Genomic DNA, 26,373 nt, shown 5'->3' on the forward strand with positions numbered 1-26,373 from the left:
ATGCATCTCTTGGCGCTCCGCGCCATGTGCCCTTTCGGCCCGTTGATGGACGAGGCCATCCGGATCAGATGATGGAGGCCCGCTGATGTCCGGGGCCGTGCTTGATTCCGGTGGCAGGGCTCGACGTAAGCGGGGCAGTCGAACCGGCTGGTCGACCGGGGCCTGTGCCGCGGCGGCTGCGGCGGCTGCGGCGCGCGGTCTCGAGACCGGCGCGGTGCCCGAAACGATCGAGATCCTGTTGCCCGAAGACCGGCGCCCGAGTTTTGCGATCGTCGAAGGTCGCCTGATCGGAGCGAGCGCCCGGGCGGTCGTCATCAAAGACGCCGGGGACGACCCCGACGCGACGCATGCCGCGCGCATCGTCGCGACGGTCGTCCCTCTGGAGGATGCGCCGGGCGAGATCCGTCTGCTCGGCGGCGAGGGGGTCGGCTGCGTCACCCGCGCCGGACTCGGGCTCACCGTCGGGGAGGCGGCCATCAATCCTGGACCACGCGCCTATATCACGGCCAACGTGCGCGCGGCGGCGCCGACACGACTGAGCCGCGAAGGGCTTGCGGTGACCATCTCGGTCCCCGACGGGGAGCGGATCGCCAAGCGCACGCTCAATGCGCGGCTCGGAATCCTGGGCGGCATCTCGATCCTGGGCACGACCGGGGTCGTCTATCCCTACTCCACCGCCTCGTTCAAGGCGACGATCCGGCAGGGGGTTCAGGTCGCGCTTGCACAAGATCAGGAGACGGTTGTCTTCACGACCGGGCGACGCACCGAACGCCATTGCATGACCCGCTACCCCGAGCTTCCCGAGGTCTGCTTCGTGCAGATGGGCGACTTCGTCGGGGCTGCGCTCGACGCTGCGCGGGAGGCCGGCCTGAAGCGCGTCGTCATCGGGGCCATGGTCGGCAAGCTGACCAAGATCGCCCAAGGGCTCAAGATCACTCATGCACGCAAGGCCGAGGTCGATATGCAGCTGCTTGCGCGGCTGGTTGCCGACGCCGGGGGCGATCCCGCACTCTGCGCCCGCGTGCTCGAAGGCGACACCGCCCGCTGGGCCGCGGAGCTGGTCGCCGACGCGGGACTCACCGGCGCCTTCCATCAGGCACTGACAGATGCAGTAGCCGCAGTGGTCGCACAAGGACTCGCCGAGGAAACCCTGGTCGAGGTTCTGGCCTGGAGCCCGGAGGGCGAGTTGCTGGCGGAACACAGGCCCGAGGAGCGATGACTCACATGGGCGTTCTTTCTTCCGATCGGTGTCGCTCCCGTGGCTGAGTGCTGGGTCATCGGGGTCTTGGACGACGGTCCGGCCGGGCTGACCGCCGAGGCCGTCGCGCGCATCGGCGCAGCGAAACACGTCATCGGCGCACGGCGCATGCTCGATGCCTGCGCGGATCTGATGGCAGCGGGCGCGGAGCCTATGGATCTGACCGGACGCATCGCCGACGTTCCCGGTTGGATCGAGGCGTCGATTGCCGCAGGCGATCCAGTCGTCGTGCTCGCTACCGGGGATCCGCTCTGTTTCGGGATCGGCGGTCTGCTCGCGCGCCGGCTCGACCCGGCCAAACTGCACATCCTGCCGAATCGATCGACCCTGCAGCTCGCCTGCGCGCGCTTCCATATGCCTTGGGAGGGCGCGCGCTGGCTCTCGGTACATCATCGCGACACCGGCGACTGGACACCCGGCGCGATGCCGGATCATGGCCTCTATGCACTGGCGCAGGCGCTGCGCCGAGAGACCCTGCTCGCCGTCTTGACCAGCCCGGCCAACGGCCCGGCGCGGATCGCCCGGCTGCTGCTCGCCGAAGGGCTCGGCGAGGACTTCGATCTGCATGTGGCCGAGCGTCTGCTGATGCCCGAGGAGCGCTTGATCGGCGCAGAGACGGCGAGCGCGATCGCCGCTATGGACTTCGCCGACCCCAACCTGGTCCTGCTCCGACGCCGCCGAGCGCCGAGCGCCCTGCCCCGCTTCGGCCTGCCGGACGACGCCTACAGCCAGCGCCGGCCGGAGCGCGGACTCATCACCAAACGCGAGGTCCGGGCGGTGGCGCTGGCTCTGCTGGAGCTGCGCCCGACCGACCGGGTCTGGGATCTCGGCGCCGGCTCCGGCAGCGTCGGTCTGGAAGCCGCCCGGCTCTGCGAGCGCGGCCATGTCTACGCAATCGAGAAGAACGCGGAAGACCTCGCGCTGATCGAGGCGAACCGGCGCGGGCTCGGCGTCACCAACTACAGCGTGCGCGCCGGTCTGGCACCCGAGGATTGTGCCGACTGGCCCGACCCGGATGCCGTCTTCATCGGCGGGAGCAGCGGGCGACTCGCCGAGATGCTGGATCTCGTCATCGGGCGTCTACGCCCCGACGGCCGTCTGGTGCTCGCCCTGGTCGCGGTGGAGAACCTGACCCTGGCGCTCGCCGCGCTCGACCGGCTCGGCGCGCACTGGGAGCTGACCCAGATCCAGGCCGCGCGCAGCCGCCCGATCCTGAGCCTGCATCGCCTGCAGGCCGAAAATCCGGTCTGGCTGGTGCAGGCGCGCGCGCCGAGCCTGCCGCCGGCCGACCAGACCCCTTCGGAGACAAACCCATGCCTGGAACCTTGATCGCCGCCTCTCTGGGTCCGGGTGACCCCGGCCTCGTCACCCGAGCGGCCTGGTCCGCGTTGGAGCGCGCGCGCTGCTGGGCTTGGCCCATCACGGGCGACGGGGCCAGCTATGCCTTGTCCATCGTCGCGCGCGGCGGCTTGGAACCCCCGCCCGACGGACTGGCATTGCACTTTCCGATGACGCGCGATCCCGAGACCTTGGCCCTGCATTGGGCCGCAGCGGCGGAGCAGGTCCTCGCACGGCTGCACGACGGCGAGGACGTGGTCTTCCTGGTCGAAGGCGATGCCTCGACCTTCTCGACCTTCGGCCATCTCGCGCGAGCCGTGCAGGCACTCGACCCGGCGATCGCCGTGCGGGTCATCCCGGGCGTACCCTCCTACCATTCCGCGGCCGCCGCGGCGGGCGCGGTCCTGGTAGATGGCGAGGAGCCGCTCGCGGTCTATTCGGCGCCGGAGGCGATGAAGGAGCTCGACGCCCTCCTGGAGCGCTTCGATGCACTGGTCCTGCTCAAGGTCCGCCCCGTGCTGGATCCGCTGATCGAGGTCCTGACGGAACGCAGCCTGCTCGACAGGGCGGTCTTTGTCGAGCGCGTGGGCACGCCCGAGGAGCGGATCCTGCACGACATCGCATCGCTTCGCGGCACGCGGGTGCACTATCTCTCACTGATCCTGATCCGCCAGGACCGGCGACGCGGACTGGGTGTCGGCCCGAGCTAACGGCCCGCACCGGTCAGGGGACACCGACCGGCAAACCGACGCCTTCAACCCCAAGCCGTTTCAGGGACTCCGCCGCGTGAAATCGCCTATGCTTGTCCTCGACCTTGCAGCGGAAAGCCCTACATGACGCGCGCATCCATTCAAGCTGATTCTCGCCCCGCAGGCGTCGCACAACACGCCGATTGCCCCGAGCCGACGGCGGAGGCGACCTGGATCCACGTCATCCGCAAGATGGACGAGACCTATGCGGATCTGGTCCGGCATCAGAGCGAGCTTGAAGAGAAAAACAGCGCACTCGAGGATGCTCAGCACTTCATCGCGAGCGTGCTGGCCTCCATGACGGACATCCTGATCGTCTGCGATGTCCAGGGTCGAATCCAGCAGGTCAACCGCGCGCTGGAAACCTTGACGGGTTGGAGCGAGGCCGATCTGCGCGGACGGCCCTTCCTGGCGCTGCTCGCCGAGCACTGTCTGCCCATGGCCAGCAGCTTCGCGCAACAGATCCGCGCCGAGGCCATTCACGACTGCGAGCTCGCGCTCAAAGGCGTGGACGAGGAGATCCCGCTCGCGGTGAACTGCACCTCGCGTTACGACCACCGCGGACGTCTGGTCGGCATGGTCCTGATCGGCCGCCCGGTCGGCGAGCTGCGCCGCGCCTATCGCGACCTCGCCCAAGCGCACGACGACCTCAAGCGCACCCAAGGCCGCCTGGTCAATGCCGAGAAGATGGCCTCGCTCGGCCGACTCGTCGCCGGCGTGGCGCACGAGCTGAACAATCCCATCAGCTTCGTCTACGGCAACGTGCATGCCCTCTCGCGGTATCGGGAGCGTCTGCTGCGCTATTGCGCGGCGGTCGACGCCTCCGAACCCTCGGCCGATCTGCAGGCGCTCAAGGCGGAGCTGCGCATCGAGCGACTGCTGGCGGATCTGGATCCGCTGATCAAAGGCACACTCGAAGGCGCCGAGCGCGTCCGCGACTTGGTGCAGGATCTGCGCTGCTTCTCCTCCGGACAACAGGGCGAATCCACCCGGTTCGATCTGGTTCACCTGATCCGCACGGCGGTGCATTGGGTGACCAAAGGCGAGCGCCGGGAGATCGAGACGACGCTCGACCTACCGGCCACACTGACGGTCCAGGGACATCCGGGACAGATCCATCAGGTCCTCATGAACCTGGTCCAAAACGCACTCGATGCGATGCGCGACAACACGCAACCACCGCGATTGTCGATCAGCGCAGGACAGGGCGAGACGACCGCCTGGCTGAGCGTCCGAGACAACGGCCCCGGCATCGACGAGCAGGACCTCAGCCGCATCTTCGACCCCTTCTTCACGACCAAACCCGTCGGCCAAGGGACCGGCCTTGGACTCTCCATCAGCTACGGCATCGTCGCCGATCACCAAGGCACTCTGACCGCCGAGAGCCACCCGGACGGCGGCGCCGAATTCCGTCTGGAGCTGCCGTTGAGCCTTGAACCTATATCCGGAAAAGTTCCCAATGAACGGTTCAGCAACAAGTAAAACACTCGACCGGGGAATACCTTTGCTGCGGCCGTCGTTATCGTTTTCGATTACGACAGCGACAACGACAACGACAACGCTCGGATTCGGTGCTCAACTTATTTCCGACACGTTACCAACCAAGATGCCCCTTAAAATCACTGAACCGCGTCACCGCCAAGGCATCCCGAGTCCGCGGCGCGACGCATTCCCCGAGCGCCTCATACGCAACACCGGACGCGGTTCACCATGAACCTGCTGTGGCTCCAATCCGGCGGCTGCGGCGGCTGCACGCTCTCCCTGCTCGGCGCCGAAGCACCGCACCTCTTCGAAACACTCGCCGGCGCCGGGATCCGCATCCTCTGGCATCCCTCCCTGAGCGAGGCGAGCGGCGGCGAGGTGCTCGACCTGCTCGCCCGCGTCGAGACCGGCGACGTGCCGCTGGACCTGCTCTGCATCGAAGGCGCACTCCTGCGCGGACCGAACGGCACGGGCGCCTTCCACCGTTTCGCCGGCACCCGAACACCCATGATCGACTGGGTGAGCCGTCTCGCCGCCCGCGCGCACTCCTGTCTCGCGATCGGCACCTGTGCCGCCTTCGGGGGCGTCACCGCGGGCGGCTCGAACCCCACGGATGCCTGCGGACTCCAATTCGAGGGCACCTACCCCGGCGGTCTGCTCGGCACCGACTATCGCTCCGGGGCCGGTCTGCCGGTGATCAATGTCGCCGGCTGCCCAACCCATCCCAACTGGGTGACCGAGACACTCATGGCGATCGCGTTGGAAGGACTGGCAGTCCGAGACCTGGATGCCTACGCCCGTCCCCGGATGTACGCCGACCAGCTGGTCCATCACGGCTGCCCGCGCAACGAGTTCTACGAATACAAGGCCAGCGCCCGCGCGCCGTCGGATCTCGGCTGTCTCATGGAGCATCTGGGCTGTCTCGGTACCCAGGCTCATGCCGACTGCAACACCCGGCTCTGGAACGGTTCGGGCTCCTGCACACGCGGCGGCTATGCCTGCATCAACTGCACCTCGCCCGAGTTCGAGGAGCCGGGCCATGCCTTTGCGGAGACGCCCAGCCTCGCCGGCATCCCGATCGGCCTGCCGACCGACATGCCCAAGGCCTGGTTCGTCGCCCTCTCGTCGCTGGCCAAGGCCGCGACACCGGAGCGACTGCGCAAGAACGCCGTGTCGGACCATATCGCGGTGCCGCCGACGATCCGGCCGACGAAGTTGCGGTGATTGGATGACCAGACTCGTCGTAGGTCCATTCAACCGCGTCGAGGGCGACCTGGAGGTTCAACTCGAGGTCGCCGACGGGCGGGTGCGCGAAGCCCGCGTCAACTCGCCCCTCTATCGCGGATTCGAGCAGATCCTGCAAGGCAAGGACCCGCGCGATACCCTGGTGATCGCGCCGCGGATCTGCGGGATCTGCTCGGTCTCTCAGTCCATGGCCGCGGCCTATGCTCTGGCGGACGCGGCCGGGGTCGCCATGCCGACGAACGGCGCGCTGGCCACCAACCTGGTCCTCGCCTGCGAGAACCTGGCCGACCATCTGACCCATTTCTATCTGTTCTTCATGCCGGACTTCGCTCGGCCCGCCTATGCCGACCGACCCTGGTATGCGGCCACCGAGAAACGCTTTCGGGCACTGAGCGGCTCGGCAGCGGGCGAGGTCCTGCCGGCACGCGCGCACTTCATGCACCTCATGGGTCTGCTCGCCGGCAAGTGGCCACACAGCCTGAGCCTGCAACCCGGCGGTACCGCCAAACCGGTGCAGGCGCAGGAGCGCATTCGGCTGCTCTCCATCATCGGTGCCTTCAGACGCTTTCTGGAGCGCGAGACCTTCGGCGATCCTTTGGAGGCCGTCGTCGCACTGGACAGCGCCCGCGCGCTCGACGCCTGGGCTGCGCGCGACCCGGGCCGAGGCGATCTGCGCCGCTTCCTGCAGATCGCGGATGACCTGGGCTTGGACCGTCTGGGACGCGCGACCGACCGCTTCGTGAGCTACGGCGCCTACCCGAGCGGGGGCACCCGTCTCTTTAAACCCGGCCTCTGGGCAAACGGCCCGCAGGCGCTGGACCTCGCCTCGATCGCCGAAGACTTGAGCCACAGTTGGATGGCCGGAGGAGGAGGTCCGCTGCATCCCGCCGACGGCGTGACCATCCCGGATGCCGAGAAAGCGAACGCCTACACTTGGTGCAAGGCCCCCCGACTCGGCGGCGAGGTCGTCGAGGTCGGCGCACTGGCCCGTCAGCTCGTCGACGGCCATCCGCTGATCCGCGACCTGGTGGCCGAATCCGGCGGGAACGTGCGGAATCGGGTGATCGCGCGTCTGCTCGAGCTGGCGCGTGTCCTGATGGCAATGGAGGACTGGATCAAGGCGATCGCGCCGGGCGAGCCTTTCTGCGAGCAGACCGCGATTCCGGACGAGGCACGCGGCATGGGGCTCGTCGAGGCGGCCCGCGGAAGCCTGGGGCACTGGCTCGCGATCCGCCGAGGCCGCATCCTCAACTACCAGATCATCGCCCCGACGACCTGGAATTTCTCGCCGCGCGACGCCGCGGGCGTTCCGGGCGCACTGGAGCAGGCCCTCGTCGGGGCCGAGGTCCGGCCGGGCGAGACCACCCCGGTTGCCGTGCAGCACATCGTGCGCTCCTTCGACCCCTGCATGGTCTGCACGGTCCACTAAACCGCGTCCGCCACTGAACCGCGTCCGGCGGTTCATGTATCGGCCCGTGTTGCGCCGAGCCTCGCGCCCGCCCGATCACGACGGAGAGACGCGGTTCAGGATTTTTTTGCTTTTCGGGAGCCCGTCGTCGACCGCCTGCAATCGTCGCGAAGCGGCGACACCCCGGGATCGACGACTTGCAGTCGCCTTCTTCAATCCGGCCAAACCCTTCGACGACTCTGATAAGCCGTCACCGCTGGGACAGCGGCAGCCCCGGAAGCCGGGCGTTTCCGCGCAACGGGCCGCGCGGCGGCGCTCGTCCCGGTCGACTTCGGACGCTGCGCCGGGGACGATGCCTTCGCACTCGCGGCCGTTTGCTCGCCTGCCGGCTCGGCATCACCCGGCTGATCCGCCCCGCTCTTGGCCTTGCGGATGGATGCAACCAGTCGGCGTTCCGTGCGCGTGCTGTTGGACGTGCTATTGGGAGACGTTCTCTTGGCAGATGTTCTCTTGGGAGGCGTTGTCATGGTCGAAGATCTCCGCGATCAGCTCGTTGATCTCGGCCACCGCGGCGGCACCGCGACGGCCTGCTTGGAAGACGGTGCGCCCCTCGAGCACACAGAGACGATGGATGGAGCGGCGCTGCAGGGAGGCTCGGGCGACCGGCAGATCCAGCTCAGCGACGGCCTCGGGCATCAGGCGCGAGAGGGTCGTACGCGGCTCCATCTGGCTCATCACGATCAAGGCGCGCAGTCGCGGGTTCTCGGGGCGAATCGCCTCGATGATGCGGGCGAGATGACTCGTTGCCCAGAGGTCCATCGGCGAGGGTTGGAGCGGGATCAGCGCATGGTCGGCCAGGCGCAGTGCGTGCTCGGTTTGCGGTGCCTTGATGGACGGGGGGCAGTCGATGACGACATGGTCGTGAACATCGCAAAGGGCCTGGACCGTCTTCTCGAGCCCGAAGGCCGCGGCCACCACGGCGGGCAACGCGGCGTCCTCGTCCCCGATCAGGCGCCATTGATAGGCGGACTGCTGGGGATCGGCATCGACGATGACGACCGATCCCCGCCGAGCCAGACCCGCCGCGAGATTCAAGGACAAGGTCGTCTTGCCGGTACCGCCCTTATTGCCGACGACGGCCACGATGCTCATCGGACGCCCTCGTGTCGGAGGCATCGCGGCGACAAGGGGACAAGCGGCACGGGCTTCGTCAAGGTCTCGACCTCGGCCATCGGCAGACATTGGAGCTGGGTCAAGGCTAGGCGCTGCGATCGAGCGGCGTCAAGCGCCGAGACTGGTTTACACTTGGGTCTTGTCCCGTTCTGCCGATGACCCGCCCATGTCGACGCCACTCTACGAAAAGGACTTCCATCAATGGCTGGAGCACACCGCCGACCTCGTTCGCGAGGGTCGCTTCGAGGAGATCGATCGCGAGGTTCTGATCGACGAGACCTTCTTCCCCGAGTCCTGATCGATTGCCCGAATCAAAAGACCATCTCGCCGGCTCGCCGCGACCGGCAAGGCGCCGTGCGCTCCTCGTCGCGGCGATCCTCCTCGGGCTGACTGCGGCAATCGCGCTTTCGTTCCATCCCCTGCTGAACAGCCGTTGGCTTCAGGAGCGCCTTTCCGAGCACAGCGGCCTGAGCATCACCTGGGAGTCGGCTCGTCTTCGCCCGAGCGGACAGCTCCGGCTCCGCGCCTTGCGCATCGAGCGCGATGATCCGGACTGGCCCGTCGCCCTCGCCCTGCATCAGGCGTCCGCGCAACTGGATCTGCGCGCGCTCCTGCGCCGAGAGCTGCGGGTTCTGAGGCTCGATGCCGAGGGCATTCGCTCGCTGCGCTTCGGGAATTACCGGCTGGAGGGCGACGGCGACCTGTCGCTCGAAGGTGCCGCGTTGCGCGCCGATCGAATCGACATCGAGAGCCTGCGTTTCGACCTGTCCAAGGCCAGCGTGCTGCGCGAGGAGGCGGTCTTGTCGCGTGATCTGGCGATTGCCGCACGCGTGCAGCTTGCACCGCTCGTTGTCGCCGAAAACCCGGGCGTGCAGATCCTGCGTTTCGTCTCCGGCAATCTGACCCTTTCGGCGAAGGCCGATGCCTGGGATCTCTTCAACGATTACCTGCAAGAGATCCCCTGGCTGAGCCTGTCCGGGCATGGCGACCTCACGGCCGCGCTGTCGATCGATCGGGGCCACCTTGAGCCCGGCAGCCGGCTGCGGCTGGACTCGCCCGCGCTCGGCGTAACGCTGCAACCCGGCACGGAGCCAGGGGCCGATGCCAATGGCGCACCGCGACCGATCGGCGACGACACCCTCTACCGGCTCGCCGGCGCCGGCCGCGTCGAGCTTCAGGTGGTCTCCAAGGCGGCGGGCCAAACCGAGACGATCCTCGGCGTCGACCTCACCGACGTGGAGATGCGCGACCAAGGCGAGGACACGCGCTTCCTCGATAGCCGAGCGTTTCGCCTGGAGTCTCGCATCGCCGGGGCAGACCTCCTCCAACCCCCGGACCTGCCCGAGCAGACCTCGCTCAGATGGACATCGGCCGTCGTCCCGGATATCGCCGTCTTCTCGCGCTATCTCCCGCCGGGCAGTCCGGTTGCTCTGCGCGGCGGGCTGGCCGGACTCGATGCCGTCCTCACCTGGGAGGGCGACCGGCTGCATGGCGCGCTCGACCTGCATGGCGACGACGTCCGACTCTCCCTGCTGGAGACCGACGTCGAGGGCAAGCTCAACCTCGACCTGCGCATCAACGGCCTGGAACCGACCGATCAGACACTGGACCTCTCGGGCACCCGGCTACAGTTGGAAGCGATCGCCGGCGCGCAGCCGCAAACGTCGGTCCCCTTGATCACCCGATTCAGCCTCGACGATGCCAGGTTCAGGCTCACGCGCCCCATCGCGGAGTTACGGGCGATGGATCATCGCCCCGATCCACTTCCCATCGATGGACGGCTCCTGGTTTCGGGCGAGGTCAACCACCTGGGCTTCTTCGACGCCTTTCTCAGCAATGCCCTGGGTGGCCGCGGCATCCGACTCGACGGCAGCGGCACCCTGATCACCGAGCTGAACGTCGTCGACAGCACGCCGGCGAGCGGCAGCCGTCTGACGGTCGAGGCGAGGACGCTGAGCGCCAGCCTCCTGGACTTCGAGATCGGCGGCACCGGCGCACTCGATGCCCGGTGGCTGGACGGCGACGCGGGCGAGACGCTGACGCTGGAGACCCGCTTTACGGAAGCCAGCCTCCAGCATCGGGACGAGTCCCGACCCCTGCTCGACTCGGCCTGCATCGAACTGGAGATCGAAGCACCCGCGCCGTCCGGCCAAGCCTTGGCCGACCTCTCGACCGATGCCGCCCGAGTGGCCGTGCGCTGGGATGGCGCTCGAATGCCCGACGTCGGCGTGCTCAACCGCTATCTTCCGGAGCAGGCGCCCTTTCGATTCCGCGGCGGCAGCGCCGTGAGCGAGGGCCTGCTCCGACTCGACGCGCAGCAGGTCAGCGGCGCGCTGCAGCTCAAGGGGAAAGGCATCGGCGGCGAGCTCTTCGAGACCGCGATCGAGGGCGGCTTGAGCCTCGACCTCGAGCTGCGGAACCTGCGACTGGACGGCAGCGCGCTCGACCTCTCAGGCACCCACGTCGAGCTGCACGCCGCGGGGGATGCCCGCAACGAGCGACTGCGCACGGTACTGAACCTCAAGGAAGCCCGCTTCACCGACTGGCTGGATGCAGCGAACAAACCCAACCGGGCCATGCAAGGCCGAATCCTGCTCGAGGGGCGCGTCACCCAACTCGGCTTTCTGGACAACTTTCTGCCGCGCGAGCACGGCGTGCGTGTGCGCGGCGAAGGGCGGATCGATGCCGACCTCATCCTTGGCCACGCGACAATCGCGCCCGGCAGCCGGGTGCGGATCGACGCCACCCCGCTCCAGGTCGACTTTCTGGACTATCGCGCAGAGGGCGACGGCCGACTGAGTCTCGAAACCGACGGCCGCGCCCGCGATCCGGGCGCCGCGCTGGAGCTGACACTCCCCCGCTTCGCCCTCGGACGCCGGGATGGCTCGGAGAGCTACATCGAGGGCCAGGACCTCAGCCTCGAAAGCCGCACACCCAGTCTGAAGCGCGCGACCGGAACCCGCTCGGCCCGCAACACGACCACCCGGATCAGGCTGCCCAAGGCACAGCTGAGAGACCTCTCCGTCTACAACCGCTACCTTCCGAAAGACGCCGGCCTCGCGCTGCTCGCCGGCAGCGCGGACCTGAGCATGTTGTTCAATCTCGAAGGTCAAGAAGCCGAAGGCGAGATCAACCTGCACAGCCGCGACACGCGCATCCGTATGGACACCCAAGAGCTCGGCGGCAACCTCACGCTGGAGGCCCGGCTGCGCGAGGGCGACATCGCCTCCATGACCTTCGATGCCTCGGGATCGCGCATACGGCTCGACGGGATGACGCTCACGGAAACCGACGGCAGCGAGACCACCGATTGGTGGGCACAGCTGCAGCTCGACGAGGCTCGCCTGGTCTGGGCCGAGCCGCTCCGGCTCGAATCCCGCCTGGCGCTCGGCATGCGCGACACCGGCCTGCTGGCCCGACTCTTCGTCGCCCAAGCCCGCGAGCGCGATTGGCTCGGACAGCTTCTGACCGTCCCCGACGTCAAGGGCACCGCCAGGGTCCGGCTGCGCGACGAGAGTATCCATCTCTGGAATGCGCGTCTCAGCGCCGGCCCGCTCGTCCTCTTCGCCGACCTGAAGATGCAGGACTCGCTGCTCAACGGCGAACTCTCCGCCGTGATTCAGCCGTTCAGCGTCTCCATCAGCCTCACCGACAGCAGGCCGAAGCTGCATCTCATCAACTCGCCCGGTCTTTCCGGAGATTGACAAGCACCGACCATGGGGTCTAGCGTCGATCGGTCGCCGAAGCCCGTCCCACCGCGGCATCGGCGTCCTTCAACGCATCGTTGTTCTCTTCGTTGCGGACAACGGCTCGCCGTCTCCCCGCCGGTTTCCCTCCCGCCGGGGAATCACCGTTTCATCGACAAGGAGCATTGGTCCGAGAATGAACGCATACAGAAGCGGTTTCGGAAGAATCAGCATGATTGCGACAGGCGGCGCTCTGGCGCTCTCCGCACTGCTCGCCTTGGCCGGCTGCGCCGCGATCCAGCAATCGGAGGCCCAGAGCACGGAGCGGACGTTGGCCGCCGCCGGATTCCAGATGCAGTTCGCCAAGACACCGGATCAGATGGCGAAGGTTACGGCTCTGCCCCAACGCAAGCTCACCCGCACCACGGGGCCGGACGGCGCGCTGCGCTTCGTCTGGGCCGACGCGACCGACTGCCAATGCCTCTATGTCGGGACCCAAGCGGCGTACGACCGCTATCAAAAGCTCGGCGTCCAGCAGGAAATCGCAGAGGAGAACGAGATGGCCTCGATGGATTGGGACTCTTGGGGCGGCTGGGGGCCTTGGTGGTGACCTGCTCTAAACCGCGCCCGGTTTGATATGCGAGGTTTGCGGCTTGGATCGGCCTCGCGCCGATCAAAAAACCTTGGAATCGACGCGGTTTAGGTGATTCAATTCGCAAAAAAAAGATGCGTGACACCGCTCCGGCGGTGTCACGCATCTACTAGCGCTCCACGCCGAGACCCTCCACAGCCCGTAACCCGTAGGTCGGATTAGCGCAGCGTAATCCGACAGCAAGACGCCTCAACGACCAAGCGTAAGCGGCGGGCCGCCTCATCGACGACGCGCATCCGCCTCGCGCGGCAACAGAGACTCGGCATACATCGGTGCCACATCCACATACCGCCGCACCGTGTAATGGGCCGTGACCACGGCGAGCATCAGCGGCAGAACGATCTCGTAGTCCATCGTCATCTCAAAGACCATCATGATCGACATCAAGGGTGCATGCGTCGTCGCCGCAAGCATCGCCCCCATGCCGACCACCGCGTAGGCGCTCGGCGGCCCGGTGCCGACCGGCAGGACGGCGTGGACCGCCGTGCCGAAGAGCACCCCGAGCAGCGCACCGACGAAGAGGGTCGGCGTGAAGGCTCCGCCGACGGCGCCCGAGCCGTGCGTCGCCGCGGTCGCAATCATCTTCAGCACCATCACGGTCAGCAGGGCCTGCCAGACCCAGGGCTCGTGGAGCACCGTGTTGACGACGCTGTAGCCATTGCCCCAAACCGCGGGCTCGTACATCGAGATGGCCCCGACGATGAGCCCGCCGAGCGCCATCCGAGCGGACAGCGGCATCGGCAGCCGAGCGAAGGCGCGATGGGAGTGCCCCAACAGACCCAGAAAGATCGGCGCCATATGGCCCGCGACGATCCCCAGCAGCACATAGAGACCCAGCTCCCAGTCGCTCACCAGACTGAACGCCGGGATCTCGTAGACGGGCGCGTACCCCATGATGTCGTGGACGGTCACGCTCGCGATGACCGCGGCGACGATCAGCGGGCCGATGTGCTGGATCGCGATGGAGCCCAGCACGATCTCCGCGACGAACAAGGTCGCCGCAATCGGTGCGTTGTAGGCCGCGGCCAAACCCGCCGCCGCCCCGGCCGCCACCAGCAGACGCAGACGGTCGCGCGGAAAGCGTGCGACCCGCCCGATGGTCGAGGCGACCATGGCAGAGAGCTGCACCATCGCCCCCTCGCGCCCGATCGAGCCTCCGGAGGCCACAGTGACCAGCGACGAGGCTGACTTCACCAGACTTTGACGAACACTGATCCAGCCGTCGCCGACCGCGACCGCTTCCATGTAGTCCGTCGTGGTCCGCCCGCGCAGCCGCCCGCCGATCTGCTCCAGGATCAAGCCGGCCACCAAACCGCCGACCGCCGGCAGCAGCAGGCGCTGCCAGGGCGGCAGACCCAATGCCATGACGACCAGGCTGCCGCTGTGGCCCACGAGGAGCCATTCCAGACCATGGATCCCCTCGCGAAACACCACCGTGACCAGCGCACCCAGGAGTCCGGCCAGCGCCGCCAACAGCAGAAACACGAGATCGCCGTCCTTCAAGGCGAGCAGGAAGGGCAGACCGCGGGGCGGCAAGGCCGCTGCGTCCCCGGGCGAGCCGGCGCCCGCGATGGCCGCCGTGCCGGATTGGTCGAGCAGCGGCGCGGCAGCGCGCGGCCTGCGTCGGACCAGCGATGTCGCCAGGAGGCCGAGCACCAGCGGGACCAACAGCCAGAACGGCGCCAGCGGCCCCTCCGGCAAGTGCGACGGCGCCTCCCCGCTTGCGACCCAGGCGGACTCGCCGACAAACGAGGGTGCCGATCCAGCCTGATCCGGCGGCTCGCCTCCGGCCGGATCCGACGGGCAGGGACAGGTTTCGTCCCCGGTTTGGCCGGACGCGATCGAGGATACCGGACTGAGAGACGGTTCAGGAACAACCGACCCATCGGTAGGTCGGGTTAGCGCAGCGTAACCCGACGCGGACGGATCATGTGTCCCGGTCGTTTCCAAATCGATCCGTATCGTGGCCGTGGCCGAGGCTTGTTCGGGTGCCTGTGTGGGGTCCGGAACCGCGGGCGAGACCTCGGATTCAGTCGGTGAGTGCGAAGGCAATCGATCCGGCTTTCGCGTCGCATCCCCCGGCATCGCCACGTCCGCCTGGCTCGGACCATCCACGGACACAGGTGCGGGCGACTCCGGCGCAGGCTGCTCAAGAACCGTCGGACACACCAACGCCCGCCCGCTGCGGCGATGCTCCGCCCACTCGCGCGCCTGACGCTCGATGCTCCGCCGAGCCGTCGCCGCATCCAGCGCACCCATGCGCTCCGCCGACGGCACCCGCAGCACCGCACCGACGCGCAAGACCCCGTTGACATTGCATGAGGGCGAGAAGGCCTCCGAGTTGGCCTCAAGCAACGCGACCATCACCTGATCGCGGCTGAACCCCGCCTCGGTCGCGATCCGATCGGCGATCTTCCAGAGACTATCGCCCGATCGGATCGGACCGACGTCCTCCCCCGCCAATAACGGCAGGGCCGCAACCGCCAACCAGAGCATCAGAACACCGGCCGACGCACACCGGACCCTGCCCGTCACCGCGAGGAGCCGGTTGCATCCGGCACCAACGAAAACATCCAGGCCGGAACCGAGACATCACCGACGACCACCCGGTTACGCGCCAGCCCCTCGTACAGTGCACCCGCTTTGCGCGCGACGCCGGCACTCGACACATTCCCCTCGGCAACGACGATCTCGATCCGCATCAGCCCCAGCTCCGCAAAGCCGAACCCCGCCATCGTGCGCACCGCGCGTGTCGCAATCCCCTCCCGCTGCCGCGATGCGCGCACCCAATATCCCAGGTTGCAGAGCTTGTGCTCGACGATGAGATGATTCAAACCGATGCCCCCGAGCACCTCGCCCCCGTCCGCTGCGAAGATCCCCAACTCCACCGCGGAGCCGGCGGCAAGCTCCGCCGCGCAGATCGCGAACCAGGCGCGCGCCTCGCCGACGCTGAAATCCTCGTGGCACCAGGACATCCAGCGCCCGACCGAGCTCGCGGATTCGCGCGCCGCACGGGCGAATGCCTCGGCGTCGGCGGGGACGAATGGCCTCAGGCACACCCCCTCGCCACGCAACGGCTCCGGCAACTTTCCGAGCATCGATCCTCCCGGGACGGGTAAACGATCACGCTCGCAAGTCTACGCGGTTCAGGGCAACGCACGCATTGCGGGCTCCGGTCAGGATGCCGGCCATGACCGGAGGCATCCGACCTTCCGCATGGGTTCACCCTTGCTGGATGCTGTTCACGGACCTTTCGGACAATGAAGGGGCGAGGCGCCCGACCGACGGCCGTAATCCGCGACGCTCGATACCGGCGAGAGAACGCGAAACGTGTAAGAATGGACTCGACCCTACCCCATTTGTTGTCGACGCCTCGGCCAACTCATGAGTCACGATCAAAACTTCAAGAACCTGATTGTCGACTACCCGCGCGAGTCGATCGCCTTCTTCGCCGCGGCCGAGTCCCGGGCCGTTGATGACGGCGCACGCATCCTGCCGATTCGCGAAGAGCAGCTCAAAGAACGCTTGGGCGAGCGCTTTCGCGAGCTCGATGTCCCATTGCTGGTGGAATGGCCGGATGGGCGGCGCGCCGCCTTGCTGTTCGTGTTCGAGGAAGAGACCGAGCCCAAGCGCTTCTCTCTCCATCGCCTGGCGCACTACTGTCTGGATCTGGCCGATCTGTGCGGGACCGACCGGGTCGTTCCGGTCGTGATCTTTCTGCATCCCGGCACCTACGCCACGCGACTGCGTCTCGGCAGCGAGAACACCGCCTACCTGGACTTTCACTGCCTCGACTGCGCCCTCTTCGCGCTGCGCGCCCGCGCGCACCTGGACAGCCGCAACCTGGTGGCACGGCTGAATCTGCCCAACATGGCCTACGCCCCCGAGGACAAGCTCGAGGTCTACGCGTCGGCCGTGCGCGGCCTGCGCGAGCTCGAGCCCGATCCCGAGCGGTGTTTGAAATATCTGGACTTTATCGACATCTACGCCGCACTGGATGAGAATGAACGCATTCTATACACCCAACGCTATCCCCAAGAGGCGGCCGATATGAGCGGATTTGCCCAACGCTTCATCGAACAAGGCATCGAGCAAGGCATCGAGAGGGGCATCGAACAAGGGATCGAGCAAGGCGTGCAGCGAGGTGAAGCCCGGATGCTCCTGTCTCTCCTGCGGTTGCGATTCGGCGAATTACCCGACGCCGTGCAGCGACGCATCGAGAACGCCGACGCCGATACCCTGCTGCACTGGTCCGAGCGGGTGCTGACCGCCCGGACGCTGGCCGAGGTTCTCGACGACGCCTGTTGACCATCGGTTCGCCGTGCCGACACCGAGACACCCCGCCAACGACCAGCCGATTTCGCGCCAACCCCTCGTAGCAGCGCACCTGCCGTGCGGGGAACGCCGGCACTCGGCGCACTCCCCGCGCCGACACTGAAATCCTCACGGCACCAGGACTTCCAGCGCCCGACCGGCAGCGCGGACGCATGCGCCGCGCAGGCCCCGAATGCTTTGGCGTCGAACAGACCGAAGGGTCTGCGGCAAGCCGCGTCGGCGCGCAGAGGGTGCATGGGTTCTCGCTTGAATCGATCCGCTCCGGAGGATCGCAGATCACCGGCCCAGGGAACATCGACCGGCTGACCTCGGCGTCGACGAAAAATCGCTCGCGACAGGCTCACGTTTTGAGTCACCGCCCGGGGTAACCTGATCCGGTGCCACGACCAGGGATCATTCCCGGGGAAGGGGCGGAGTCACCGCGGCCATCGGGTCTGTCGCGTCGCAGTGCTTCGCTGTTCGGCAAGTAAGTAGCATCGAAAAGGGACGATGCGAACCATGACAGCTATCCGGGAGAACGGGGTTATGCTTGGCAAGCCTGAGCACGATCCGGTACCGACCGGCGACCGGCTCCGCGACTCGACATCGACAATTCATGCGAAATGGAGCCCTACGCATGAGCTATGACGCTTTTTTTCAGGAGCTGACCGGCGGCTGCACGCCTTGGGATTGGCAGCAGCGACTGGCAAAGGAGCACGTCTGCGGCAACCAGACATTACGTGTTCCGACGGGATTCGGTAAGACCCACGGAGTGGTCAGCTGCTGGCTGTGGCACCGTGTTCAGCGCAACGCCGACGACTGGCCCAGACGCCTCGTTTGGTGCCTACCGATGCGTGTCCTCGTCGAGCAAACCGGCGACGAGATCAGCATGGCCCTTCGACGACTCGACTTACTCTGGGATGGCAGCCGCGATCACGCCGGCAAGGTCGGCGTCCACACGCTCATGGGAGGCAGCGATCCAGGGGCTTGGCATCAGTATCCGGAGCATTTTTCGATCATTATCGGCACCCAGGACATGCTGCTGTCGCGTGCACTCAACCGCGGGTACGCCGCCCCCCGCGCACGCTGGCCGATGGAGTTCGGGCTCCTGAGCCAAGACACACTCTGGGTCATGGACGAGGTCCAGTTGATGGACGTCGGGTTGGCGACTTCCGCCCAGCTCCAGGCGTTCCGCGACGATGACACCGCTGCGGGAAAAACCATCCGCCCCTGCCGGACCTGGTGGATGAGTGCAACGCTGCAGACGGATTGGTTGGGCAAGAGCCCGGATACCCAAGTCTTGATGAAAGACATGGGCGCCACGGCGATCCCCGCCGAGGCCCGTACGGGCAGCCTCTGGGACAACGTCTTAAAACCCTTTGAGCAAAAGACGGTCGGGCATGTCAAAGCGCTGGCTCGAGAGATCCGCGATCGCCATTTGGCAAGTGGACGCGGTGAGGCGGGACCAACTCTGGTCGTCATGAACACCGTCGACCGCGCCGTCGAGGTCTGGGAGGCATTGACCCAAGACGCTGCGCTCGCGGGAACCGACCGACGCCTGGTCCACAGCCGCTTCAGACCCCATGAGCGCAGCGTTTGGAAGACTGACTTCCTCAACCGTGCCGCCTGCGGTCCGCACACCGATCGCATCATCGTCGCAACGCAAGTGATCGAGGCCGGTGTGGATATCTCGTCCGGTCTCTTGGTCACCGAGTCGGCGCCTTGGCCCAACCTCGTTCAGCGCTTCGGCCGCTGCGCCCGCTGGGGCGGGAGCGGCCAGGTCCTGATCGTCAAGATCGAGTCCGTGAAGACGACCCTACCTTACGACGAGCCGGCCGTCACCGCTGCCGAAGATGCGCTGCGACTGCTTGCCGCCGGAAGCAGCGATGGGCCGCCACAGGTCTCGCCGCTCTCTCTGGAGCGCTTCGAAGAGACCCACCCCGAGCTGCTTCCGGAACTTTACCCTTACGAACCAGCCCACCTTCTGCTGCGCCATGAGCTGGACGAGTTATTCGACACAACACCAGACCTATCCGGCGCAGACATCGATATCAGCCGATTCATCCGCTCCGGAGACGAGCGCGATCTACATGTCTTCTGGGCCGAGGTTGACCCCAAAACACGGGCACCGGCCGCTGACGTCAGACCAAGTCGAGATGCACTTTGCGCTGTTCCTTTTTTGAAGGCCCTCGACTGGCTGCATAAACCCAAGTCGGACGCACTTTTTCCGGGCAAACGCGCGTGGGTTTGGGATTTTCAGGACGGCGCCTGGCGCACCGCCAAGCGGAACGACCTCTATCCCGGACAGACACTGCTGGTCGCGGCCGATAGCGGTGGCTATGAGCCGACACGAGGCTTCTGGCCCGGCAGCGGTCCTGTGATGCCGGTTGCAGCCAATCCAGTCCCGTTGGATGAACAGGCCGATGCGACTCAAGACGACGAGTCCTTGTCGACCTACGACTGGAAAACCATCGCCACCCATGGCCGCGAGACAGGCGAGCTTGCGCAATCGATCGCTCTGACCCTTGCCCCCGAGATTGCCGAACTCTTTGGTCTCGGGGGCCGCTGGCACGACGGAGGCAAGGTCCATCCCGCGTTTCGCGGCTCGATCCAGGGCGACCCGCCGCAGGCAGGCCGTGATGACCTCGCAAAAGCGCCCCAAGCGGCCTGGCTTAAGAGATCCAATCTGTACCGGATGCCGGACGGCTCGCGAAGACCTGGATTCCGTCATGAACTGGCCAGCACGCTCGCGCTGTTCGGCGTGCTGCAGCGTCGTAACCCGACACATCCTGCCCTGCTCGGCCCCTGGGTCGAGTTGATCGAGCAGGCCGGTTTACGTTCATCGCGGAAGCCGCTGCAACGCCAGCCGCCGCCACCCTCAACGCCGCTGGAAGACGAAATCCTCGCACTCGGGGCACACGATTTCGACTTGCTCGCCTATCTCGTCTGTGCACACCACGGCAAGCTACGTATGGCCTGGCATGCCGCGAAGTCCGACCAAAGCGCGAACGATTCGGTGTTGCGCATCCGCGGCATCCGTCACGGCGAGCGCCTGCCGGTCGTCCCGCTGTGCGCAACAGACGGGACACCCCATGAGTTGCCGGAGACCATCATTGATTTGGCTCCGTCCGCGGCCGGCATCAGCCCCACGACCGGCGCGGCCTGGACTGACCGGGTACTCGGACTTCTCGACCGACACGGCCCCTTCACACTCGCCTGGTTGGAGGCCATTCTTAGGGCCGCGGACCAGCGCGCATCGCAGCTATCCACACGAGACCCCTTGCTGGAGAAACCCCATGGGAGAGACCGACTGGAAACAGATCGTCGCCGAGTGGCGCAAGCTGACACCGGAGGAGAGACGTCGAATCCGGCTGAGCCGAATCCCGCGGAAAGTCGCCCGCAGCATGGCGTTCGAGGGCGAGCCGGTGGACGAGAAGATGCTGGAGGAAGAACTACAGCGCCTCATGGAGCAACGCGCTATGTGAGTACAACCCTCGGCGTTCTGAGCTACACCCAGCTTGCGCCATACCTCGCCCGGAATGTCGAGCGTATGGAGGAATCGATCGCGGAGGGCGACCTCGCCGAACGATCGCTCGACGAGGATTTGTTGCGGGATCTGCACGCCGGCATCTGCATGGACTTAACCCCGGAGATGGCCGGTCGCTGGCGGCGCATCGACGTCCGGGTCAGCGACCACCAGGCGCCGAGTTTTCCCCAAGTTCCTATCCTGATGCGCGATTACTGTCAGGATCTCCAGGCCCGCTTATCGGCTCTGACCGGTCCATCGGACGACCGGATTCCCGAGCTGCTCGCATTCGCCGAGGGCAGGCTGCTCTCCATCCATCCCTTTGAAGACTTCAACGGCAGAACTACGCGCCTGCTGATCGCCGAGTTGTTGCGCCGACTAGAACTGCCGGCGATGGATCCAACACCAGACCCGGGCGACGAGACCCGAGCTTATCTCGCCGCACTCAAGGAAGCCGATCGGGCACGCTGGCAACCGCTGATTGAGGTTTGGCTCGGGCGATTCGCCAAGGAGGGACAGTCATGATCCACATCCACCGACTGGGCGGTTGCGCCCCCACGCCTCTGGCGCATTATCTGAAGGCGATTGGAATTTTGCGACTGATTGCGGAGCAGGCTGATGTGTCGGCTCGGGGATGGTGGGACGGGGATCTCTTCAGATTGTCGACGACGCTCGATGCCGACGAGCTGAACAGCTTCTTTATGTCGCGTTACAAGCCAACCCCGATGCTCTCGCCTTGGAACAAAGGCTCCGGGTTCTACTCCGTGAAGGATGCTGGACTCCACCCTGTGGAACACTCAACTGCGCCGCGTTTCTCAAATCTGCGCGATGGCATCAAGGCATCAAGAGATCTGCTTGACGATCTAATCGAGGCAGATCAAGCCGTCCGCTCAATCAAAGATGAATCAAAGACCAAGGGCCTCAGCCGGACGGCGAGAGCAGGGCTCAGATCGTCGGCGGATTACAAGCAACGTCTTGCCGAAGCAGAGCGACGTTTCAAGCGATGCAAGGCCGAGCTTATTCCCGCAGTCCGTCGATCCTGGCGAGGTCCGCACCGGGACTGGATCGACGCCGCGATGGTTCTCGCGGACGATGACAGCGCCATGTTTCCCTCACTGCTGGGAACGGGCGGAAACGATGGACGTTTGGATTTTACAAATAACTTCCTCCAACGGCTCGGTGACATCTTCGACCTCACTTCACCATCGGGAAGACACCGGGACAGCACCGAGGAATGGATTCGCGGTGCCCTTTGGGGGGAACCGGCAGCCGGCTCGCAGACCGGTTGCGCGGTCGGGCAGTACCTGCCGGGAACGGCCGGAGGCGCAAACAACGACAACGGGCCTGATGGCAATAGCCTCCTTAATCCGCTCGACTTTCTGTTGATGCTGGAGGGTTCGGTCCTGTTCACTGCTCATGCGACGAGGCGGCTGGGCTCAAGAAAGGGGATCCGGGCCGCAGCCCCCTTCGCTGTCGATGCTCAAGCCGCCGGCTATGCGAGTGCCTCGGGATCCGACGAGACCGCCCGCGGAGAGCAATGGATGCCGCTTTGGAACAAACCGTTCAGATTGTATGAACTGAAGCGAGTGCTTGCAGAGGGCCGTGCCCAGATCGGCGCCCATGCGTCAAGCGATCCCTTAGACCTTGCCCGCGCCATTGCACGGCTTGGCACCGCACGGGGGATCAGCAGCTTCCAACGATACGGCTATATCGAACGCAACGGACAATCAAATCTCGCCGTCCCCTTGGGACGCTTCAATGTCCCCGAGCGCGCTAATACAGAGCTCGAATGCCTCGACGACTTGGACGGATGGCTCGTCCGCATTCGCCGTGAGGCGCGCTCCAAGAACGCGAGCGGTCCGTTCAAGCAGGCCGAGCGCCAACTCGGCGACGCTCTACTCGCCGTCACGCAGCACCCGACCGAGGCAATGCGCTGGCAGCGTGTGCTCCTAGCGCTAGTTGGAATCGAGGCAGTTCAAGTCAACGGAAGCGGTTTCAAGGCTGGTCCGATCCCCAAGTTACGCCCGGCTTGGGTCGCAGCAGCCGACGACGGCGGGCCCGAGATTCGGCTCGCGGTTGCACTGGCGCTGCAACAGGGCGGCTTCGAGGGAAAAGACGCGCGTCGCTGGAACAGCGTCCGCCGGCATTGGCTTCCGCTGGACCAAAGGGATCTGCAGCGCTTCGCACAAGCCGGCAGCGTTGGACACACGCACCTGCTCGATGGCCCGGAACGGGTAATCCAAGGCCGAGTCGGTCTCGAAGATGCCGTAGCGCTGGTCGAACGTCGCCTGATCGAGGCAACCCAGCACGGCCAGCGCCGATTGCCGCTGCGCGCGGCTCATCGTGCTGCGGCGCTGAGTCCCGATCTGGCAGCACTTTGTAACGGCGCGATTGATCTCGACCGAACCATGGCCCTCGCTCGGGCGCTGATGGCCCTGAACCCATCAATGTGGCAGCACGAACCCGTCGCCCTCTCCCGACCCGCATCTGACTCGATCAACGACAACATCCCTGACGACGCCTGGCTCGTCTTGCGGCTCGCCCTGTTGCCTGAGCCGCTACGGGTCAGCGGCGGAACAAACAAGATCGAGATCCGGACCGATCCCGCAATCGTCCGTCGGCTCGCCAATGGTGACGCAGCAACCGCGCTGCAGCTCGCACTGCGTCGCCTGGATTCGGTCGGGATCAGAGCGGCGGTCCGCTCGACCAGCCTCCCAGCCACGACGGCTCGGCGCTGGGCCGCCGCCCTCGCCTTCCCGATCTCGCCATCAACCGCAACCCGTTATCTGCGTCGGCTCGACCCGACGATTGACTCGACCAAGGAGGACTGACTCATGGCAATCGATCTCGCCGCTCTCAATAACAGCCACCGCTTGTTGTTCGCAATTCCACTCAAGCCCTTACTGGGCCATCGATTTCAGCCGACAGGATTCCCGGGGCTAGGAGCCTCGACCTTCCGGACATCGGAGGGTGATTCGCTCTTGGTCGAAAGCGCTCAGAGTATGGCAAACCGCCTGGAGATGATGGTCTGGGACGAGGCGGAGCAAGACGTCAAGCAGGCCCTTCGCGGTCTTTCCCACGTGCGGATCGAACGGTCGGATGGCAGCTTCCTGACGGATACGATTCTGGAGTCGCATCGAATCAACAGCCCTTACCTGCTTGCCGAGTCAAGCAAGAAATTCTTGGTGATGTTGAAAGAGGCTCTCGGCGTCTCGACTTCAGGCCCGATTGATCGGCGAAAGCTCGCCAGAGTGCTGCTCAATTTTGACGTCGGCTGCCTTCTACATGGCGTTTTCCTTGCTAGGCCGGAATTGGCAGGTGGACGCTTGCGCGTCGCGCGCAGTCTCTCCGCCTTTATAGAGGCCGATGGCGTGCAGATCGCCGCGTCCGGCGGAGTGAAAAACGATCACGTCAACCCTCAAGGCGATACCAAGGTCGGATTCGGCAACGTCCCATTCGCGCGAGATGAATTCACTGCCGATCGGCTCACGCTGTATGTCAACCTCGACCTCGCTCAGATTCGCGGGTTCGGACTTGACGAAGCGGCTCAGCGACTCTTGATCCTACTGGCACTCTATAAGCTCCGAGCGCTCCTGGACGCCGGGCTGCGTCTGCGAACCGCTTGCGATCTCACAGTCGCATCCGAGCACGTCGCTGCAATCAACCCGGTGAACTTTCTACTGCCCACGATGGCCGAGATCGAGCCCGAGTTGAAAGAGGCGATCGCGGCCTGCAGTCCACCGATGGAAGTCAGGAAAGCCATCTACGGCGATGAGATCGTGCCGAAGCGCGACGCACAAACCGAGGCCGAGACTGAAGACTAGAGGAGCAGGGAATGCCCACGCTGCTGATCCGCTTCCCCGGCGGGCGTTATCACACCACACCGAGCGGCCATCATGTCAACGAAGGCCAGATCGAATGGCCTCCATCGCCGTGGCGGCTGCTCCGAGCCTTGTTGGCTTGCGGTTACAACTCACTCGGCTGGGAGGGCGACCTCTGCAAACCGATGGCCAATCAACCACCGCCTTTGGCGCGTTCTCTGATCCTCAAGCTCGCTGATGTTCTTCCCAGCTACGCCATCCCGCAAGTCGTCGGGGCGCACTCCCGGCACTACATGCCGCTGACCACCATCGACAAGGGACGCGAGAAGACGGCGCTGGTCTTCGACACTTGGGCGCAACTCGGAGACCAGACACTCGCGGTCACCTGGGATGTCGACCTGACCTGCGATGAGTCGACCCTGCTGGCAGCACTTGCTGAACGACTTGGCTATCTCGGCCGATCCGAAAGCTGGGCAGATGCCAAGCTCGCAAGGGTCGAGGATGTCTGTCCGTTACCCAATTGCGTACCGACAGACACGTTATCCAATCCAGGAATCGGCTGGGAGCAGGTACCGGTCATAGCAGTCCAGAGGCCGGCTGAATTCGATCGCTGGCGCAATGAAGTCACTGCTCGCCTTTTGGCGCCTCTCCAACCGCCAGCCGGGAAAAGGCCAACCAAGGCGCTGCTGACCAAGCGAGAAAAGGCTGCCCTGCCCTACCCCGCGGACCTTATCGCATGTCTTCAGGCCGATACGAATTGGCTGCGCGGCCACGGCTGGAGTCAACCGCCGGGAAGCCAACGGGTGTTCTACTGGCGACCCTCGGACATTCTCGAATCGGGTGCGCCCGGCCCCCGCAAGGCGGCTCGCGAAGCGCCGCCTGTCGAGGCCATGCTCTTATCCCTCGCCACGGAGAGCGGCAACGATCATGCGCTGCCGGCCGTCACGCGGGTGCTACCGCAGGCAGAGCTGATGCACCGAGCACTTGGGGGACGGATCAAGCGGATTGCCGGCCATTCACCGGTCATCTCAGGTTGCGATGCCGAGGGTCGGCCGCTGAAGGGCGCTCATCTCCATGCCCACATTCTGCCGCTCGATCTGGACGGTGATCAACACCTGGAACACATCCTCGTCTGGGCACCCATGGGGCTTGACCAGGTCGCGCAGTCCGCGGTTCGCGGCGTTCGCAACACCGACATGAAAGGCGGTGTGGGCCGGCTCAAGGTCGCACTGGCAGCCGCCGGCGATCTCGCAGATCTGCGCGGGCTAACAGGCGAGTACGGCGAGCGAATGGGGCGCATGCTCGGCCCGCTTGAGGGGGCGGAACAATGGCTGAGCCTCACACCCTTTATCGCACCTCGGTTCACCAAGCGGAGCGGAAGAAACAGCCTGGAAGAACAAGTTCGGTCGGAGCTGCTGTCGCGAGGCATCCAACAACAGGTCGAGATCGAGCGCCTCGATCCCTGGAGTAGTAGAAGTCCCGTCATCCGGATGCTTTCCGGCGACGAACACGGTTCGGGTATTGAGCCAGAAGTGGCTAGCCCACGATGGGCGCGCTTCCGGCATTTCGTCCGCACCCGTCGCAACGGCCCTGCGCCCCCCGTGGACTGCGGTTTCGCGCTGCGCTTGCGTTTCGCCGAGCCTGTGCGAGGTCCCCTCTGCCTTGGATACGGCAGTCATTTCGGGCTTGGACTCTTTCAGGCCGACGCGTAACCATCGGAG

Annotated in this window: 17 protein-coding genes; 14 read left to right on the forward strand and 3 right to left on the reverse strand. The window is 65.7% G+C overall.

The window, feature by feature from the left end; translation table 11 throughout:
- Nucleotides 1–85 precede the first annotated feature (85 nt).
- From BLV04_RS17370 to BLV04_RS17395, 6 genes are all read left to right on the forward strand, one after another.
- A complete protein-coding gene (locus BLV04_RS17370; RefSeq protein WP_093035101.1) occupies nucleotides 86–1,219 on the forward strand; it encodes a cobalt-precorrin-5B (C(1))-methyltransferase in 1,134 nt (377 codons plus the stop codon).
- A gap of 39 nt (nucleotides 1,220–1,258) precedes the next feature.
- A complete protein-coding gene (gene cbiE, locus BLV04_RS17375; RefSeq protein WP_093035104.1) occupies nucleotides 1,259–2,587 on the forward strand; it encodes a precorrin-6y C5,15-methyltransferase (decarboxylating) subunit CbiE in 1,329 nt (442 codons plus the stop codon).
- Nucleotides 2,572–3,306: a precorrin-2 C(20)-methyltransferase gene (cobI, locus tag BLV04_RS17380; RefSeq protein ID WP_093035107.1), complete on the forward strand. Its 735-nt coding sequence runs from the start codon at nucleotides 2,572–2,574 to the stop codon at nucleotides 3,304–3,306. Before cbiE ends, cobI begins: the two co-directional genes overlap by 16 nt.
- 123 nt (nucleotides 3,307–3,429) lie before the next feature.
- The gene (locus BLV04_RS17385; protein ID WP_093035111.1) at nucleotides 3,430–4,827 is read left to right on the forward strand and encodes a sensor histidine kinase; all 1,398 of its coding nucleotides are present in this window, start codon (nucleotides 3,430–3,432) and stop codon (nucleotides 4,825–4,827) included.
- A 228-nt stretch (nucleotides 4,828–5,055) separates the two neighbouring features.
- Nucleotides 5,056–6,051 carry an NADH-quinone oxidoreductase subunit B family protein gene (locus BLV04_RS17390; protein ID WP_093035114.1) on the forward strand — a complete coding sequence of 332 codons (996 nt, stop codon included), beginning with the start codon at nucleotides 5,056–5,058 and terminating at the stop codon, nucleotides 6,049–6,051.
- Between the two features lie 4 nt (nucleotides 6,052–6,055).
- On the forward strand, nucleotides 6,056–7,501 hold the full coding sequence (locus BLV04_RS17395) for a nickel-dependent hydrogenase large subunit (protein WP_093035117.1): 1,446 nt from the start codon (nucleotides 6,056–6,058) through the stop codon (nucleotides 7,499–7,501).
- A gap of 456 nt (nucleotides 7,502–7,957) precedes the next feature.
- On the opposite strand, the gene parA is transcribed toward BLV04_RS17395, so the two are convergent.
- Nucleotides 7,958–8,632 carry a ParA family partition ATPase gene (gene parA, locus BLV04_RS17400; protein WP_093035120.1) on the reverse strand — a complete coding sequence of 225 codons (675 nt, stop codon included), beginning with the start codon at nucleotides 8,630–8,632 and terminating at the stop codon, nucleotides 7,958–7,960.
- Nucleotides 8,633–8,819: 187 nt separating this feature from the next.
- On the opposite strand from parA, the gene BLV04_RS25005 reads away from it, so the two are divergent.
- The 3 genes from BLV04_RS25005 to BLV04_RS17415 all read left to right on the forward strand — a co-directional run bounded on the left by BLV04_RS25005 (nucleotide 8,820) and on the right by BLV04_RS17415 (nucleotide 12,949).
- Nucleotides 8,820–8,951: a DUF29 family protein gene (locus BLV04_RS25005; RefSeq protein ID WP_175534677.1), complete on the forward strand. Its 132-nt coding sequence runs from the start codon at nucleotides 8,820–8,822 to the stop codon at nucleotides 8,949–8,951.
- Between the two features lie 4 nt (nucleotides 8,952–8,955).
- Nucleotides 8,956–12,357 carry a translocation/assembly module TamB domain-containing protein gene (locus BLV04_RS17410; RefSeq protein ID WP_093035123.1) on the forward strand — a complete coding sequence of 1,134 codons (3,402 nt, stop codon included), beginning with the start codon at nucleotides 8,956–8,958 and terminating at the stop codon, nucleotides 12,355–12,357.
- A 214-nt stretch (nucleotides 12,358–12,571) separates the two neighbouring features.
- Nucleotides 12,572–12,949, forward strand: a complete 378-nt coding sequence (locus tag BLV04_RS17415) for a hypothetical protein (protein ID WP_093035126.1) — start codon at nucleotides 12,572–12,574, stop codon at nucleotides 12,947–12,949.
- Nucleotides 12,950–13,210: 261 nt separating this feature from the next.
- On the opposite strand, the gene BLV04_RS17420 is transcribed toward BLV04_RS17415, so the two are convergent.
- Together BLV04_RS17420 and BLV04_RS17425 are read right to left on the reverse strand one after the other, a co-directional pair.
- On the reverse strand, nucleotides 13,211–15,487 hold the full coding sequence (locus BLV04_RS17420) for a ClcB-like voltage-gated chloride channel protein (protein WP_245731933.1): 2,277 nt from the start codon (nucleotides 15,485–15,487) through the stop codon (nucleotides 13,211–13,213).
- A gap of 35 nt (nucleotides 15,488–15,522) precedes the next feature.
- The gene (locus BLV04_RS17425) at nucleotides 15,523–16,089 is read right to left on the reverse strand and encodes a GNAT family N-acetyltransferase (protein ID WP_093035132.1); all 567 of its coding nucleotides are present in this window, start codon (nucleotides 16,087–16,089) and stop codon (nucleotides 15,523–15,525) included.
- 286 nt (nucleotides 16,090–16,375) lie between these two features.
- On the opposite strand from BLV04_RS17425, the gene BLV04_RS17430 reads away from it, so the two are divergent.
- From BLV04_RS17430 to csb2, 5 genes are all read left to right on the forward strand, one after another.
- Complete coding sequence (locus tag BLV04_RS17430) at nucleotides 16,376–17,299, forward strand: RpnC/YadD family protein (RefSeq protein WP_093035135.1); 924 nt, start codon at nucleotides 16,376–16,378, stop codon at nucleotides 17,297–17,299.
- Nucleotides 17,300–17,942: 643 nt separating this feature from the next.
- Nucleotides 17,943–21,356: a type I-G CRISPR-associated helicase/endonuclease Cas3g gene (cas3g, locus tag BLV04_RS17435; protein WP_175534678.1), complete on the forward strand. Its 3,414-nt coding sequence runs from the start codon at nucleotides 17,943–17,945 to the stop codon at nucleotides 21,354–21,356.
- Entirely contained in the window at nucleotides 21,353–23,662 is a 2,310-nt protein-coding gene (gene cas8g1, locus BLV04_RS17440; RefSeq protein ID WP_093035141.1) for a type I-G CRISPR-associated protein Cas8g1/Csx17, read from the forward strand. Before cas3g ends, cas8g1 begins: the two co-directional genes overlap by 4 nt.
- A 3-nt stretch (nucleotides 23,663–23,665) precedes the next feature.
- The gene (gene cas7g, locus BLV04_RS17445) at nucleotides 23,666–24,655 is read left to right on the forward strand and encodes a type I-G CRISPR-associated RAMP protein Csb1/Cas7g (protein WP_093035144.1); all 990 of its coding nucleotides are present in this window, start codon (nucleotides 23,666–23,668) and stop codon (nucleotides 24,653–24,655) included.
- An 11-nt stretch (nucleotides 24,656–24,666) separates the two neighbouring features.
- A complete protein-coding gene (gene csb2, locus BLV04_RS17450; protein ID WP_093035147.1) occupies nucleotides 24,667–26,364 on the forward strand; it encodes a type I-G CRISPR-associated protein Csb2 in 1,698 nt (565 codons plus the stop codon).
- Nucleotides 26,365–26,373 lie beyond the last annotated feature (9 nt).

Source organism: Thiocapsa roseopersicina, from assembly GCF_900106925.1.
GTDB lineage: Bacteria > Pseudomonadota > Gammaproteobacteria > Chromatiales > Chromatiaceae > Thiocapsa > Thiocapsa roseopersicina.